The organism is Lichenicoccus sp., from assembly GCF_965277665.1.
In the GTDB taxonomy this organism is placed as follows: domain Bacteria; phylum Pseudomonadota; class Alphaproteobacteria; order Acetobacterales; family Acetobacteraceae; genus Lichenicoccus.
On the sequence record NZ_OZ255835.1, the window covers coordinates 1,877,884 to 1,892,883 of the forward strand.

Annotated in this window: 18 protein-coding genes; 9 read left to right on the forward strand and 9 right to left on the reverse strand. The window is 70.2% G+C overall.

What is annotated here, in order from left to right:
• Positions 1–71: 71 nt before the first annotated feature.
• Complete coding sequence (locus ACQY4O_RS08580; RefSeq protein ID WP_428375805.1) at positions 72–332, forward strand: usg protein; 261 nt, start codon at positions 72–74, stop codon at positions 330–332.
• A gap of 35 nt (positions 333–367) precedes the next feature.
• Here ACQY4O_RS08580 and ACQY4O_RS08585 read toward each other — a convergent pair whose 3' ends face one another.
• Positions 368–574, reverse strand: coding sequence for a DUF4169 family protein (locus tag ACQY4O_RS08585; RefSeq protein ID WP_428375806.1), 207 nt, complete (start codon positions 572–574; stop codon positions 368–370).
• Between the two features lie 143 nt (positions 575–717).
• Between ACQY4O_RS08585 and ACQY4O_RS08590 the strand changes: the two genes are divergently transcribed.
• Together ACQY4O_RS08590 and ACQY4O_RS08595 are read left to right on the forward strand one after the other, a co-directional pair.
• Positions 718–1,380, forward strand: a complete 663-nt coding sequence (locus tag ACQY4O_RS08590; protein WP_428375808.1) for a dienelactone hydrolase family protein — start codon at positions 718–720, stop codon at positions 1,378–1,380.
• 92 nt (positions 1,381–1,472) lie between these two features.
• A complete protein-coding gene (locus tag ACQY4O_RS08595; protein WP_321983449.1) occupies positions 1,473–1,628 on the forward strand; it encodes a DUF3309 family protein in 156 nt (51 codons plus the stop codon).
• Between the two features lie 181 nt (positions 1,629–1,809).
• Here the strand turns inward: ACQY4O_RS08595 and ACQY4O_RS08600 are convergent, their stop codons facing one another.
• Genes ACQY4O_RS08600 through ACQY4O_RS08610 form a run of 3 tightly spaced genes read right to left on the reverse strand, consistent with a single transcriptional unit; the run spans position 1,810 to position 4,836 of the window.
• The gene (locus ACQY4O_RS08600; RefSeq protein ID WP_428375810.1) at positions 1,810–2,688 is read right to left on the reverse strand and encodes an S-methyl-5'-thioadenosine phosphorylase; all 879 of its coding nucleotides are present in this window, start codon (positions 2,686–2,688) and stop codon (positions 1,810–1,812) included.
• A 13-nt stretch (positions 2,689–2,701) separates the two neighbouring features.
• Positions 2,702–3,484 (reverse strand): cytochrome c1, encoded by a 783-nt coding sequence (locus ACQY4O_RS08605; RefSeq protein ID WP_428375812.1) that lies wholly within the window; start codon positions 3,482–3,484, stop codon positions 2,702–2,704.
• Positions 3,484–4,836, reverse strand: coding sequence for a cytochrome b (locus ACQY4O_RS08610; RefSeq protein WP_428375813.1), 1,353 nt, complete (start codon positions 4,834–4,836; stop codon positions 3,484–3,486). Before ACQY4O_RS08610 ends, ACQY4O_RS08605 begins: the two co-directional genes overlap by 1 nt.
• Before the next feature lie 161 nt (positions 4,837–4,997).
• On the opposite strand from ACQY4O_RS08610, the gene hemF reads away from it, so the two are divergent.
• From hemF to lhgO, 3 genes are all read left to right on the forward strand, one after another.
• Positions 4,998–5,939 (forward strand): oxygen-dependent coproporphyrinogen oxidase, encoded by a 942-nt coding sequence (gene hemF, locus ACQY4O_RS08615; protein WP_428375815.1) that lies wholly within the window; start codon positions 4,998–5,000, stop codon positions 5,937–5,939.
• A 106-nt stretch (positions 5,940–6,045) separates the two neighbouring features.
• Positions 6,046–7,182, forward strand: coding sequence for a hypothetical protein (locus ACQY4O_RS08620; RefSeq protein WP_428375816.1), 1,137 nt, complete (start codon positions 6,046–6,048; stop codon positions 7,180–7,182).
• Between the two features lie 30 nt (positions 7,183–7,212).
• Positions 7,213–8,430, forward strand: coding sequence for an L-2-hydroxyglutarate oxidase (lhgO, locus tag ACQY4O_RS08625; RefSeq protein WP_428375818.1), 1,218 nt, complete (start codon positions 7,213–7,215; stop codon positions 8,428–8,430).
• A gap of 198 nt (positions 8,431–8,628) precedes the next feature.
• Here the strand turns inward: lhgO and ACQY4O_RS08630 are convergent, their stop codons facing one another.
• Both ACQY4O_RS08630 and ACQY4O_RS08635 read right to left on the reverse strand, forming a co-directional pair.
• Positions 8,629–8,877 carry a DUF1150 family protein gene (locus ACQY4O_RS08630; protein ID WP_428375819.1) on the reverse strand — a complete coding sequence of 83 codons (249 nt, stop codon included), beginning with the start codon at positions 8,875–8,877 and terminating at the stop codon, positions 8,629–8,631.
• Between the two features lie 157 nt (positions 8,878–9,034).
• Positions 9,035–9,532, reverse strand: coding sequence for an Hsp20 family protein (locus tag ACQY4O_RS08635; protein ID WP_428375821.1), 498 nt, complete (start codon positions 9,530–9,532; stop codon positions 9,035–9,037).
• Positions 9,533–9,746: 214 nt separating this feature from the next.
• On the opposite strand from ACQY4O_RS08635, the gene def reads away from it, so the two are divergent.
• From def to truA, 3 genes are read left to right on the forward strand one after another with little or no spacing between them, the layout of a single operon-like run.
• Positions 9,747–10,316 (forward strand): peptide deformylase, encoded by a 570-nt coding sequence (gene def / locus ACQY4O_RS08640; protein WP_428375823.1) that lies wholly within the window; start codon positions 9,747–9,749, stop codon positions 10,314–10,316.
• Between the two features lie 3 nt (positions 10,317–10,319).
• Complete coding sequence (fmt, locus tag ACQY4O_RS08645; RefSeq protein ID WP_428375824.1) at positions 10,320–11,246, forward strand: methionyl-tRNA formyltransferase; 927 nt, start codon at positions 10,320–10,322, stop codon at positions 11,244–11,246.
• The gene (gene truA, locus ACQY4O_RS08650; protein WP_428375825.1) at positions 11,231–12,046 is read left to right on the forward strand and encodes a tRNA pseudouridine(38-40) synthase TruA; all 816 of its coding nucleotides are present in this window, start codon (positions 11,231–11,233) and stop codon (positions 12,044–12,046) included. Before fmt ends, truA begins: the two co-directional genes overlap by 16 nt.
• Here the strand turns inward: truA and ACQY4O_RS08655 are convergent.
• From ACQY4O_RS08655 to dapD, 3 genes are read right to left on the reverse strand one after another with little or no spacing between them, the layout of a single operon-like run.
• Positions 12,022–12,696, reverse strand: a complete 675-nt coding sequence (locus ACQY4O_RS08655) for a hypothetical protein (protein WP_428375826.1) — start codon at positions 12,694–12,696, stop codon at positions 12,022–12,024. The two genes, truA and ACQY4O_RS08655, sit on opposite strands and share 25 nt — an antisense overlap.
• On the reverse strand, positions 12,693–13,994 hold the full coding sequence (gene dapE / locus ACQY4O_RS08660; RefSeq protein ID WP_428375828.1) for a succinyl-diaminopimelate desuccinylase: 1,302 nt from the start codon (positions 13,992–13,994) through the stop codon (positions 12,693–12,695). The genes ACQY4O_RS08655 and dapE overlap by 4 nt, the downstream gene beginning before the upstream one ends.
• Positions 13,991–14,875, reverse strand: a complete 885-nt coding sequence (dapD, locus tag ACQY4O_RS08665) for a 2,3,4,5-tetrahydropyridine-2,6-dicarboxylate N-succinyltransferase (protein ID WP_428375830.1) — start codon at positions 14,873–14,875, stop codon at positions 13,991–13,993. The genes dapE and dapD overlap by 4 nt, the downstream gene beginning before the upstream one ends.
• Positions 14,876–15,000 lie beyond the last annotated feature (125 nt).

Genomic DNA, 15,000 nt, shown 5'->3' on the forward strand with positions numbered 1-15,000 from the left:
TTCATTGCAAAGCGGCGGCGGGACAGGTCACGATCTTCTTGTCAAGATGACCCGGACCTTCGGAGACGCATATGGGCCTCGCGTTGCAGCTCAAGGATTACCGCCTGACCACCGCCGAGATCCTGTACCGGCTGCCGGACCACCCCGCGGTGCTGCAATCCTACATCTGGCAGGAACTCGATCTCGCCCCGCAATTCCCGATCCTGCGCCGGTTCCTGGACTTCTGGCGCCGGGAGATCGAGGGCAAGCTGCACTCGGTCCGGGTCGGTTCGGTCACCGTGATCAAGGCGCCGGAGGTCCGGCTCGCCGGCAGCGTGTTCACGCTACACTGACCAGAACCGGGCACTGACCAAAGCCGGCACAGGCTCTATTTAGGCCCGTCGTCGGGATCGGGAACGCGCTCGACAAGCCGGTGGCCGTCCGACTGCTGGTCGGCGCTGTCGGTGGCACGCCTGTCGTTGAGCTTCTGCGCGCCGGTCCGGCCATGCCGCACCCGGTTCTCCTGCGCCTGATGGCGCGCCTCCGCCCGCGCCTTCTGCTTGCGAACCTGGTTGAGGTTGACGATCTCGCCCATAGGGCCATCTTTGCACATCCGGCAGGCAAGAGCAGCATGAGTTGAGCGAAACTCGCGCGGCGTTGCCGGCCAACACGAAGAGCCACGCTTTTCGACACACAAGCAGAGCATGATGCCTGCATCAAGCTCGGGGACCAGAACAGTTGGGTCAGATCATCACCCTCGATGCCGCCGACGGACACGCCCTCTCCGCCTGGGAGGCCGGCTTTGCCGACAGCCCGCGCGCCCTGGTCGTGCTGCAGGAGATCTTCGGCGTGAACCACCACATCCGCGCGGTCTGCGACGGCTTCGCCGATGCGGGCTACCATGTCGTGGCGCCGGCCCTGTTCGACCGCGCGGAACGCGGCGTCGAGCTCGGCTATGCCCCCCAGGACGGGCAGCGCGGCATGCAGCTGCGCAGCGCCATCGCCCCGGACGCCACCCTCGCGGACATCCTGGCCGCGGCCGGCTATCTGGGGCGCGAAAGCGTCGGCGTCATCGGCTATTGCTGGGGCGGAGCGCTGGCCTGGGCGGCGGCGACGCAGAGCACGCGCTTCAAGGCCGCGATCGGGTGGTATGGCGGCGGCATCGCGGCGACACGAACGGCGCACCCGAACTGCCCAGTCCAGCTGCATTTCGGAGCACTGGACGACCACATCCCCCTCAGCGACGTCGAGGCGATCCGTGCCGCCCAGCCCGGCATCGAGCTGTTCATCTACGACGACGCCGGCCATGGTTTCGGCTGCAGCGAGCGCCCGAGCTACGAGGCGCGTGCCACCGCACTGGCGCAGGAGCGCAGCCTCGCCTTCCTGCAGCACCATCTGTAGCAATCAACTAATAACGGCTGGCTGCGTGAACCGGCTGTAACCGTCGTCGTTGTCCCAGGCGTTGGACCCACGCAGAAACGGAGACGACCCTGATGCTTGGCACGATCCTGCTGATCGTCATCATCCTGCTGGTGATCGGCGCGCTGCCGACCTGGGGCTATAGCGGCGGCTGGGGATACTTCCCGTCCGGCGGCCTGGGCCTCGTCCTGATCATCGTCATCATCCTGCTAGTGATGGGACGCATCTGAGAGCTTGTCTGCAAACGCCTGTTGCTGGCGATCCGACGCGCTTTTCCTCCGCTCCGGTGCTCACGGCCATGAAGGCCGCTCCGCTCCGGTGCTCGGAAAGCCACGCCGGGCACGGCTCTGCGAGCCGCTCTCATCCAGCATCAGGCGTTTGCAAATAGGCTCTAAGCGGGGCGCGGCAGGGTCAGGCCGGCTTCAGCACCCGCCCCGCGACCGCGTCCAGCTTCGCGACCAGCGCCGGGTCCCGGGCCTCCGCCGGGGTGATCAGCGCGTGGTCGAGCGCGCGGTCGCAACCGGCCGGGCACGGTCCGCGCCGTCGGCCGAGCATGGGGATCACCGCGCGCACCAGGTCGCGCGCCTTGAGCGCGTTTGACAGCATCACTTGCACGACCGCATCGACGGTCACGCTGGCATGGCCGTCGTGCCAGCAATCATAGTCGGTGACCATCGCGACGCTGGCATAGCAAAGCTCTGCCTCGCGGGCGAGCTTGGCCTCCGGCATGTTGGTCATGCCGATCACCGAGCAGCCCCAGGACCGGTACAGGATGCTCTCCGCGCGGGTGGAGAATTGCGGTCCTTCCATCACCAGGTAGGTGCCGCCGCGGGTCACCGGCAGGCCCTGCGCCCGCGCCTCGGCCTCCAACACGTCGCCGATGCGCGGGCAGAGCGGGTCGGCCATCGACACATGCGCCACCAGCCCGGTCCCGAAGAAGCTCTTCTCGCGGGCGAAGGTGCGGTCGATGAACTGGTCGATGATGACGAAGTGCCCCGGCGGCAACTCCTCCTTCAGCGACCCCACCGCGGATAGCGAGACCAATTCGGTGACGCCGGAGCGCTTCAGCGCATCGATGTTGGCGCGGAAGTTCAGCCGGCTCGGCGGGATCCGGTGGCCACGCCCGTGCCGCGGCAGGAACACGCAGCGCACGCCATCGAGGCGTCCGAACAGCAGCGCGTCGGATGGCTCGCCCCACGGGGTCTCGACCGTGCGCCACTGCTTGTCCTCGAGGCCCGCGATGTCATACAGCCCGGAGCCGCCGATCAGGCCGATGACCGGTTCGATCATGCCGCTCACTCTCTCACCACCTCACATCTGCCCAGACGCGGCGCTTGAGCACGACGACCAGCCCGAGCAGCAGCGTCAGGTATACCAACACCCGCACGCCGAGGCGCCTTCGCTCCTCCAGGTGCGGCTGCGCGGCCCAGGCCAGGAAGCTGGTGACGTCGTGCGCCATCTGCGCCGGCGTCGCCTTGGTGCCGTCGGTATAGGTCACGTGCGCGTCGTGCAGCACATCCGGCATCGCGATCGCATTGCCCGGGACATAGTCGTTGTAGTGCATGCCAGGTCCGAGGGTGACGTTGGCAGGCGTGTCGCGGAAGCCGGTCAAATAGGCCTGGATGAAGCTCGGTCCGCCCTGGATGGTGGTGGCGAGCCGCGACTGGTCCGGCGGCAGCGCACCGGCATTGGCGGCGCGCGCGGCGGCGGCGTTCGGATAGGGCAGCCGGAAACGATCGCCCGGGGTCGCGGCACGCAGCACGATGTTGCCGGTGGCGTCGGTGCCGGCCGGCACCGGCTGCGTGGCTGCGATGTCATGCACCTGGTCGGCATCCAGCCCGAGCGCCGAGAGGTCGCCATAGGTCATCTGCCTGAGCGAATGGCACGACGCACACACCTGGCTATAGACCGCATAGCCGCGCTGCACGCCGGCATAGTCGAAACGGCCGGTTGCGCCCTCGAAGCTCCAGGTCTGCGGCGGCACCGGCAGCGCCTGCAGTTGCTGCGCCGCGACCGGACGGCTGCACAATGCGGGCGCCAGGACCGCCAGGCCGCAGGCCAGCGCCGCGTTGCCAAGCCGGCGCATCAGGTCTTCTCCAGCGGCTGCGACACGGCGCCCCTGGGGATCGCTGGTCCGGCTGCCGGGCGGGGCGTCGGCCGTGGCGGCAGCACCGGCCGGCCGATGCTGTCCGGCAGCGGCAGCGGCGTCTCGATGCTGCCGAGCAGCGGCAGCAGCACCAGGAAATGCAGGAACCAGTACAGCGTGGCGATGCGCGACAAAGCGAGCCAGATGCCCGCCGGACGGTGCAGGCCGCATACCAGCAGCACCCCGAACGCCAGCACCAGCAGGCCCATCGCCGGGCGCAACAGCGGCCGGAAGCGCGCACTGTGCACCGGCGACGTGTCGAGCCAGGGCACCGCGAACAGCACCAGCACGGAGCCCGCCGACAGCAGCAGGCCACCGAACTGCGACGGCACGGCGCGCAGCACGGCGTAGAACGGCGCGAAATACCATTCCGGCGTGATGTCCGACGGCGTCGAGTACGGGTTGGCCTCGATATAGTTGCCGGGCTGGGTGAGCCAGCCCGGCAGGTAGAACACCAGCACCGCGAAGGCGATCAGGAACAGGCAGACGCCGATCGCATTCTTCGAGGTGTAGTAGGGGTGGAACGGCAGCGTGTCCTGCGGTCCCTTCACCTCGATGCCGAGCGGATTGCCCGAGCCGGTGACGTGCAGCGCCACCCCATGCAGCACCACGGCGCCCAGGATCAGGCAGCCGAGCACGCAATGCAGCGCGTAGTAGCGGTGCAGCGCGGCATCGCCGATGGCGTCGCCGCCTTGCAGCCAGACCGCCAGCGGATGCCCGATGCCGGGGAATGACGAGATCGCGCCGGAGACGACGCTCGCCCCCCAGTAGCTCATCTGGCCCCAGGGCAGCACGTAGCCGGCGAACGCTGTCACCATCGCCAGCACCAGCAGCAGCATGCCGGTCAGCCAGAGCACCTCGCGCGGCGCCTTGTACGAGCCATAATACAGCGAGCGGAAGGTGTGCCCGTAGAGCGCCACGAAGAACATGCTGACGCCGGCCATGTGCGTCGAGCGGATGACCCAGCCGCTGCTGACCTGGCGGTCGATCGTCTCGACGCTGGCGAACGCGCCCGCCGCGGTCGGGGTGTAGTTGATAGCGAGGAAGATGCCGGTGAGGATCAGCGCCGCCAGCGCCACGGTCGCCAGCGCACCGAAGTTCCACAGATAGTTGAGGTTGCGCGGGGTCGGATAGACCACGTATTCGCGCCGAAAGCCGCTGATCACCGGCAGCCGTCGGTCGAGCCAGCGGGAGAACGGTCCGTAGCCCTGCGGCAGCCCGGATGCGACATCGGATGGGGATGCGGCCGGGTCGGCGTTGGAAACTGTCTCACCGTGCAGCGATCCGGCCATCCTGGGGTCCTTCAGCCTGTCACCCGCCCGGGCGCCAACCACCGCCGTTCCGCGCGCCTGCCCCGGCAGGCTGGAGCGTTCGCACATTCCTACGCCGCGGCACATTACGGGCGCCGCCAGGGCGCTGCAACTGGCCGGGGATTGCGCTAAGACAGCGCCGCATGAGCACGCCACCGAGCCCTGTCGCCGCCTGCACCGCCGGAACCTCGCCACGGCGTCCCCCGCATGACGCGCTGCGCGGTGACGCCCAGGCCTGGTTCGAGAGCCTGCGCGACCGCATCTGCGGCGCTTTCGAGGCGGTCGAGGATGCCGATTCCGGATCCGATCAGCCAGCGGGACGCTTCGCGCGTACCGCCTGGACCCGGCCCGAAGATGGTTCCCTCGAAGGCGGGGGCCCGCTCGAAGGCGGCGGCGGCGTGATCAGCCTGATGCGCGGCCGCGTTTTCGAAAAGGTGGGAGTCAACGTCTCCACCGTGCAGGGCGAGTTCAGCCCGGAGTTCCGCGCCTCGATCCCCGGCGCCGCCGAGGACCCGCGCTTCTGGGCGTCCGGCATCAGCCTGGTGGCGCACCCGCGCAGCCCGCTGGTGCCGGCGGCGCACTTCAACACGCGCATGCTGGTGACCACGCGCGGCTGGTTCGGCGGCGGCGGCGACATCACCCCGATGTTTCCGCACAGCGTTGCGGCGCAGGCGGATGCGCAGCGCTTCCATGCCGCGTTGCGTGCCGCCTGCGATGCGCACGATCCGGCCTACTACCCGCGCTTCAAGGAATGGTGCGACCGCTACTTCTTCCTGCCGCACCGCAACGAGCCGCGCGGGCTCGGCGGCATCTTCTTTGACCACCACGCGACCGCCGACGCGGCTGCGGACTTCGCCTTCACCCGCGATGTCGGCGAGGCGTTCCTGTCGGTCTATCCGCGGATCGTGGCCGACCGCATGCACCAGCCATGGACGGCGGCCGACCGCGAACAGCAGCTGGTCCGGCGCGGACGCTATGTCGAGTTCAACCTGATCCACGACCGCGGCACGCTGTTCGGCCTGAAGACCGGCGGCAATGTCGACGCGATCCTGATGAGCCTGCCGCCCGAGGTGCGCTGGCCGTAATCGGACGCCACGCGAAGGCGTGGTTTTGGCGCCGCCGGGGTTCTCCTGTATGCACCTGTCATGACACGACGGAATGCGCCTGGTTGACCCAGTTCGGACATCCGGCATGACCAGCGGCATGAACCGCGGCATGTCGGGCCTGGACCGGCGGTCTCTGCTTCGAGGCATGGGCGCCGCCTGTGCCGGTCTTGTCGCCGGAACCGCGCTCGACGAGGCGCGCGCGCACGGCGCGGTGTCCCACGCCCTGCTCCAGAGCAACACCGCAGGCGCCCATGCCGGCGGCACCATGCCGACCCTGAACGAACCTGCGATGATGGTGGCCGGCCCCTCGACCTCGCCAGCCGCCAGCCTGGCCCGGATGCTGGCACCGCTGCTCTCGGATGCCCTGCACTCGCGGCCGGTGGCGGTGTCTGCGATCGGCGGCCGCGACGGTGTCACCGGAGCCAACGCCTTCGAGGCGCTGACCAATCCGGACGGCGCCACCGCCCTGCTGGTGCCGGGGGCCGCCTGCATGGCGTGGCTCGCCGGCGACCCGCGGGTGCATTTCGATGCCGGACGCTGGGTGCCCGCGCTGACCGATTTCGGCTCGGGGGCGCTGCTCGCCCGCTCCCGCGATCGCGCGGCCGGCAGGGTGGCGGATGCTCCGCTGCGCGTCGCCGCCTCCACGGCGGCCGGTCCGGAGCTCGCCGCACTGCTCGGGCTGAGCCTGCTCGGCATCCATGCGGTGCCGGTCTTCGGCCTGGCCGAGTACGAGGATGCGATGGCGGCGTTCGCGGCCCGGCGGGTGGACGCGATCCTGCTCACCGGCAGCAACGTCCCGGACCGGGTGCAGGCGCTGGCGGCCGCCGGGCTGCGGCCGATCTTCTCGCTGGGTGTGGATGGCGGCGGCGAGCGTGATCCGGCACTGGCGGCACTCCCAAGCCTGCCCGAGCTGCGCCGGGCGGCGCCGGGGAGCGAGCCGGGCCTGCTCGAGGCCTGGAACGCCACCGCCGCCGCCGCCCGGCTGCATGCCGCCGTGGTGTTGCCGCAGCTCACGCCGGCCGCCCTGGTCGCACAATGGCGCGGCGCCTGCCGCACGGCGATCCTCGCTCCCGCCGCCGCCGGCGCCCGGAATGCGGAACAGCTCACCCTGCTGCCGGCGCCCGACTGCGTCGCGGCGCTGGCCACCATGGTCGCGGACGAGAACACCCTGCTGGCGTTGCGGCGCTGGCTGGCCAGCCGCACCGACTGGCGTCCGGCCTGACCGGCGGCCTCCCAGCTTCAGAGTGTGGCCTTGAGATACGAGTTCTGCATCATCGGCGGCGGCATCGTCGGCCTGGCTGCGGCGCGTGCGTTGAGCCGCAGGCATCCCGGCGCCGGCATCCTGGTGCTGGAAAAGGAGGCCGGCTTCGCTGTCCACCAGACCGGGCACAATAGCGGCGTCATCCATGCCGGCCTGTACTACAAACCCGGCAGCCTGAAGGCGGTGCTGTGCAAGCAGGGCGCGGATGCCACCCGGGCCTTCTGCGAGCAGCACGCCATCCCGTACGAGACGCGCGGCAAGCTGGTGGTGGCCACCAGCGAGTTTGAGCGCGGCCGGATGGACCGCCTCGCGGAGACCGCGCGCGAGAACGGCATCTCGATCGAGCTGCTCGACGCGCAGGAACTGCGCCGGCGCGAACCGAATGTTGCCGGCATCGGCGCCATCCTGTCGCCGATGAGCGGCATCGTCGATTACCGGCGGATCTGCCAGGCGATCGCCTCGGAACTGCGCGAGGCGGGGGCCGTGCTGCGCACCGGCGTACGGGTGACGCGCATACGCGAGAGCGGCAACGAGGTGGAGATCGTCGGCAATGTCGGCGGCCCGGGCGCCGGGCGAGACAGCGAGAGCTGGGGCTGCTCGCGCCTGATCGTCTGTGCCGGGCTGCAATCGGACCGGCTGGCGCGCGAGGCCGGCCTGGCGATCCAGCACCGGATCGTGCCGTTCCGTGGCGAATACTATGCGATCCGGGCGGAGAAGCGGGCCATCGTGCACCACATGATCTACCCGGTGCCGGACCCGGCGCTGCCGTTCCTGGGCATCCACCTCACGCCGATGATCGACGGCCGGCTCACCGTTGGCCCCAACGCCGTGCTCGGGATGGCGCGCGAGGGCTACCCGCGCCTGTCGGTGGCGCCGCGCGACCTCGCCGACACCCTGGCCTTCCCGGGGTTCTGGAAGCTGGCGCGTCGCGACTGGCGCTCGGGCCTGTCGGAGCTGGGCCGCAGCCTGTCGCGACGGCGCTACCTGGCCGAGTGCCGGCGCTACGCGCCCGGGCTGGAACTTGCCGACCTGACCCCGATGCCGGCCGGCATCCGGGCGCAGGCGGTGCTGCGGGATGGCAGCATGGTGCAGGATTTCCTGTTCCTGCAGACGCCGCGCATGCTGCATGTGTGCAACGCGCCCTCGCCGGCGGCGACCTCCGCCCTGCCGATCGGCGAGATGATCGCGGATCGCGCAACGGCCGCCTGACGGTCCGGCCGCCGACGCCGACACGCCGTCGATGGTTTCGTTACGCTACAGCAACCGCAAGGATGCCGGTTCCGCAAGAGCCGTGACCGGGCAAGCACCTTTCCAACAAGCAAGCGACCGCCGACATGGCGCGGCTGACAGAACAATACGCTATCAGCATGAACACCAACGGTGGCCGTCAGCCTGGTCCGGGGTCATTCAGTGCACGAGTGTCGGCATCATCTCGTGCTGGCGAATGGCGGCAAAGGCGACCTCGCAATCGTCGGCGAGGGCCATGGGCGTGCCGTCTGCGGCGTGAATTGCAAAGGCGGCCTCGCCATCGACCGTCACCGACTTCACGTAGGCCACCTGCGACATGCCGAGCATCTGCAACTGCTGTTCGGACAGGTGGCGGATATCCACCAGTGTTACCGCCTCTGGTACGGCCTGATCGCTGATCGTGCGCATGAGCATGTCCTTCACCAGCGGGCGAACAACCCTGTGGGGCAACGCAGGCCCTCGGATCGGATTGTGTCCCGCCTGCACCACGAAGCGGATGCAGATCCGATCGGACCCGCGAATTGTGTCAATTTGACGAAGCGGAGCCTGATCCGCGTCTTAGACTTCAGTCATCTATGGCGACGTTCCGGACCCGGGCCGGACGCGTCGCCGGCGGTGCGAGGGTGCTGCCGGACTTGCCGCCGCCGCCATTCGCCCCCTTGGAAATCTCGATGCGCTTGACGCGCACCTCAGGTTGCGGCCGCACCAGATCGATGTGCAGCAGGCCGCTATCGAGCCATGCGCCACTGATGTCGATGCCTTCCGCCAGCACGAAAGCCCTCTGGAACTGCCGGGCGGCGATTCCGCGATGCAGGAACACCCGCCCCTGCGTGTCGTCATTCTGACGACCACGTATTACCAACTGGTTATCTTCCTGCGTAATCTGCAGGTCATCCATCGAGAATCCGGCGACGGCGAGCGTGATGCGCAGGCCCGTCTGGCTGATCTGCTCGATATTGTAGGGCGGGTAGCCCTCGGAGGAGGTCTTGCTGGCCCGCTCGAGCATCTGCTCGAGATGGTCGAAGCCCAGGAACAGCGGGGACGTGAAGAGCCGGCCTGACATCGAGCCTCCTCCTTCGAGCGAGACGGATCTGGAGCGAAACAACTCCCGGGACCCAGTTCGGCATCCCGCTATACAGGATATGGGCGCGGGCGCTGCACAAGCAAGCAGGAAGGGAAATCCTGCGGTGCGGGTGGCACCCTTGGCCTCGCCCCGCCACCCTTGGCCTCGCGCCGCCACCCTTGGCCTCGCGCCGGAGGGCCGCTACATGCGGCGCATGAACGAGCCCACGTCAGTATCGTCCGAGTTCGGCCCGGCGGGGACCGGAGTTCTGCCGGCGACGATCCTGATCGCGCCGCAGGCGATCCTGCGTCAGAAGACGCGCCGGGTGCGGCCGGAGGACGTCGCCGGCATACGCGGCCTGCTCGATGGCATGTTCGCCGCGATGTACGCCGCCCCCGGCATCGGGCTGGCGGCGCCGCAGATCGGCGTCGGGCTGCGCTTCGCCGTTCTCGATCTCATGGAGCAGGACCGGCCGGCACCGCTCATCCTGATCAACCCGGAGATCATCGCCGCCAGCACGTCGACGGTGGCCCGCGAGGAAGGCTGCCTGTCGCTGCCCGGCCAGTATGCCGAGGTGGTGCGTCCGGAGCGGGTCAGGGTGCGCTACCAGGACCTCGACGGCGCCCGGCACGAGATCGACGCCGACGGACTGTTCGCCACCTGCCTGCAGCACGAGATCGACCATCTCGACGGGATCCTGTTCGTCGACCACATCTCCGCGCTGAAGCGGAACATGCTGATGCGCCGCCTCGCCAAGGAACAGAAGATCAAGGCGGGCGCGTAAGCCATGCGCCTGGCCTTCATGGGGACGCCGGAGTTTGCCGTCCCATCGCTGCGCGCCCTGCATGCAGCCGGGCACCAGATCGCCGCAGTCTATACCCAGCCGCCGCGCAAGGCCGGCCGCGGCCAGGCGCTGCGGGTCTCCCCGGTGCAGGCCGAGGCGGAGCGGCTCGGCCTGGACGTGCGCACGCCCGCGCGGGTTCGCAGCGTCGCCGCCGAGCACGCGGCGTTCCGCGAGCTGGACCTCGACGTCGCGGTCGTCGCCGCGTACGGCCTGATCCTGCCGGCCGCGATGCTGCAGGCGCCGCGGCACGGCTGCCTGAACATCCATGCCAGCCTGCTGCCGCGCTGGCGGGGTGCGGCCCCGATCCAGGCCGCCATCCTGGCCGGCGACAGCGAGGCAGGGATTACCATCATGCAGATGGACCCGGGGCTCGATACCGGGCCGATGCTGCTCGAAGGGCGGCTGCCGATCGGCGCCACGACCACCGCGCAGCAGCTGCACGATGCGCTCGCGCCGCTCGGCGCCAGCCTGGTCCTGCAGGCGCTGCGACAGGCGCCGGCACCGCGACCGCAGCCCGAGACCGGGGTGACCTACGCGCCGCGCCTGTCGCGCGAGGATGGCCGCCTCGACTGGACGCAGCCGGTCGAAATGCTCGACCGCCGCATCCGCGCGATGACGCCGTGGCCCGGCGCCTGGACGCTGAGCGAGGGCCAGGTGCTGAAGGTGATCGCGGCCACGCCGCTGCCCGGTGACCATGCATCCGGTCACGGGCACGACCATGCGCCCGGCAGCGTGCTCGACGGCCTGCTCGTGGTCTGCCGCGGGGGCACGCTGCGGATCGACCGGCTGCAGCTCCCCGGCCGCGCCGTGCTGGAGGCCGCCGACTTCCTGCGCGGCCATCGCATGCCGCCCGGATGGCGACTCGGCTGAGCGTGGCCGCCACTCACGACCCGCAGCAGGCCTGCCGCTGGGCGGTGCAACTCGAATACGACGGCACGCCCTTCATCGGCTGGCAGCGCCAGGCCAGCGGACGTTCGGTGCAGGACGTGCTGGAAGCCGCCGCCGCCCGGCTCACCGGCGGCCGTCCGGTCGCCAGCATCGTCGCCGGCCGCACCGATGCCGGCGTGCATGCCGCGGGCCAGGTCGCGCATCTCGACCTGCCGCTGGCGGTCTCGGAACGCCTGACCGGCGCCAGGCTCTGCGATGCACTCAATTTCCACATGAAACCCGACCCGGTGGCGGTGCTGCGGGCCGCCCGGGTCGGCCCGGAGTTCAGCGCCCGGTTCTCGGCGATACGGCGTTCCTACGAATACCGCATCCTCAACCGCCCGGCGCGCCCGGCGCTGGATGCAAATCGCGCCTGGCATGTCAGGCAGCATCTCGACATCGCGCGCATGCAGGCGGCGGCGGCCCTCCTGGTCGGCCGGCACGACTTCAGCTCGTTCCGCGCCGCCTCGTGCCAGGCCAGGAGCCCGGTGCGCACGCTCGACCGGCTCGACGTGACCCGCGCCGGCGAGAGCGTCATGCTCAGGGCCGAGGCGCGCTCGTTCCTGCACCACCAGATACGCAACCTCGCCGGCACCCTGAAGCTGGTCGGCGACCACCGCTGGAACCTCGAGGATGTCGCCGCCGCCCTGGCCGCGCGCGACCGCAGCCAAGCCGGCCCGACCGCGCCGCCGCAAGGGCTGTGCCTGCTGGCGGTGGCCTATCCGATCGACCCGTTTGCCTGACCCGCACCCGGCGCCTCCAGGCTGAGCCTGATCGCACCCCCGTGCGGCATGCTGAACAGGCCGACATGCGGCGGCAGCACCTGAACCATCGCGCACAGCGCCGCGGTGGAGACCACCACCGCCAGCACCAGCATCGCCGCCCGGCCGACCCCCAGCGCCAGCCCGCGCCAGGCCAGGAACCAGTGCAGCCAGAGCCAGTACACCGCGACCAGGGCAAGGAACACCAGGCCCGCAACATCCGCCGGCACGCCGATCTGCAGCAGCGCGGTGACCAGCATCAGCGAAACCGCGTAGGCGATGATCACCAGCCACTCGCACCAGATCGCCGCGGTCGCGTAGCGCAGCCAGAACGGCCGGCGGGTCCAGAAGGCGGCCAGGGCGTGCGACAGCACCGGCGGCAGCAGCAACGCGCAGAACGACAGCAGGATCAGCGTGATGCCGGAGACGGTCGGCTCGCGCAGCAGCGTCAGCAGCAGCCCGACCAGGAGGAAGGCGAGCCAGGGCGCCAGCGCCGACAGGAATGCATCCGGGGTCGCGGCGAAACATTGCAGCCCCTCTGGACGCCCGCGGGCGATCAGCAGCAGCCCCTGCACGACGCTGGTCCTCACCGGTCCGCGCACCGGCGTCCGGCGTCTCAGCGGCAGCTTCATGCCGAGGCTCCGCCGGATGAGTTGCCAGAAGCGGCGCCCGACTGGCCGTCGGCAGACGCGTTGCCAGAAGCGGCGCCCGACTGGCCGTCGGCAGACGCGTTGCCAGAAGCGGCGCCCGACTGGCCGTCGGGCTGGGCGACGCGGACCAGGAAGTCCCGGTAGATCGCAACGAGCTGTTCGAGGTCGGTCAGGCTCACGTTCTCGTCCGCCTTGTGCATGCTGGCGCCCACCAGACCGAATTCGGCAACCGGGCAGGTGCGGGCAATGAACCGGGCGTCGGAGGTGCCGCCGCCGGTATCGAGCCTGGGCGTGGTGCCGGTATGCGCCCGCACCACCTCGGCCAGAGCCGCAACATAGGGCCCGGGCCGGGTAAGGAAAGCCTCGCCGCTGACCTGGACCTCGAGACGGCTGCCCGACGCATGCCGGTCGAGCACCTCGCGCAGCCATTGCTGCAGCGAGCGGCCGGAATGGATGTCGTTGAAGCGGATGTTGAGCTGCGCCGAGGCCCGCGCCGGGATCACGTTGCGGGCCGCATTGCCGACATCGACGCTGGTGATCTGCAGTCCGGACGGCTCGAACCAGGCATTGCCGTCATCGAGCCGGTGCGCGGCTAGTTCCGCCAGCAGCGACACCAAACGGTGCACCGGGTTGTCGGCGCGATGCGGATAGGCGACATGGCCCTGCACGCCCTCGATGGTGATGGCGGCGTTCAGGCTACCGCGCCGGCCGACCTTGATCACCTCGCCGAGGCGACCCGGGTTGGTCGGCTCGCCGACGAGGCAGAAATCCGGCACCTGCCCGTTCGCGCGCATCCACTCCAGCACCCGCACGGTCCCGTCGGTGGCGGGGCCCTCCTCGTCGCCGGTGATCAGCAGGCTGATCGAGCAGCCGATGTCGCCGGGCGCCGGCGCGTCCCGCAGATGCCGGGCGACGGCCGCGACGAAGGCGGCGATGGCGCCCTTCATGTCGCACGCCCCGCGGCCGTACAGCACGCCATCGCGCACCGCGCCCGCGAATGGCGGCATCGACCAGGCCGCCTCGCCCGGCGGCACCACGTCGGTATGGCCGGCGAAGCACAGGTGCGGGCCGTGCGCGCCGATGCGCGCGAACAGGTTCGGGGTGACGCGGCCGGGCGCGCCGAACGGCAGGTGGGTCACGGTGAAGCCGAGGGCCGACAGCGCCTCGGCCAACACCGCCTGGGCGCCGCCGTCGGCGGGCGTCACCGACTGCGCGCGGATCAGCGCCTGGGCGAGTGCGACCGCCGCCGTGCCGAGTGCGGGTTGCTGGCTTGGGCTCAATCGCGCAGCAGCTCGTTGATCGAGGTCTTGGCGCGTGTGCGGGCATCCACGCGCTTGACGATGACGGCGCAGGCGAGCGACGGCAGCATCCGGTTGTCGCCGGCTTGCGGCACCGCCGGCGGCAGGCTGCCCGGCACCACCACCGAATAGGCCGGCACCCGGCCGATGCAGACCTCCCCGGTCGCGCGATCGACGATCCTGGTCGAGGCGCCGAGAAAGACGCCCATCGAGATCACGCTGCCGCGCTCGACCACCACCCCTTCGGCGACCTCCGAGCGGGCGCCGATGAAGCAGTCATCCTCGATGATCACCGGGGCCGCCTGCAGCGGCTCCAGCACGCCGCCGATGCCGGTGCCGCCGCTGATGTGGCAGTTGCGGCCGACCTGGGCGCAGCTGCCGACGGTCGCCCAGGTATCGATCATGGTGCCGCTGTCGATGCGCGCGCCGACATTGACGAAGCACGGCATCAGCACGACGCCGGGCGCGACGTACGCCGAGCGCCGCACCACGGCGCCGGGGACCGCGCGCAAGCCGGCCTGCGCGAACCGCGCGGCATCCCAGCCGGCGAACTTCACGCCTACCTTGTCGAACACCGGCGCGCCGCCGGCGCCGGGCATCGGCACGCTGTCGTTGAGCCTGAACGAGAGCAGCACGGCCTGCTTCAGCCACGCATTGACCACCCAGCCGGCGGCGGCGGGCTCGGCCACGCGCAGGCTGCCGTCATCGAGGCCCGCCAGGACCTGCTCGACATCGTCGCGATCCGCACCCCGGGTGGCGGCGGTGATGCCGTCGCGCCGCTCCCAGAGCGCCAGGATACGGGCTCGCAGGGCGGCCCGGTCCGATCCTGCCGGGCCTGGTGTCCCCGCCTGATCTGGTTTCATCGGCGTTCCGTGCTGAAGGATTGAGGTTCGAAATCGCGCGGACCATGCGTGGTGCCCTTCCTGCCTGTCAACGTTCCGCATGGCGACGTGGCGCCGTCTTTACCGGCCCTTCACCAAGGCCGGCG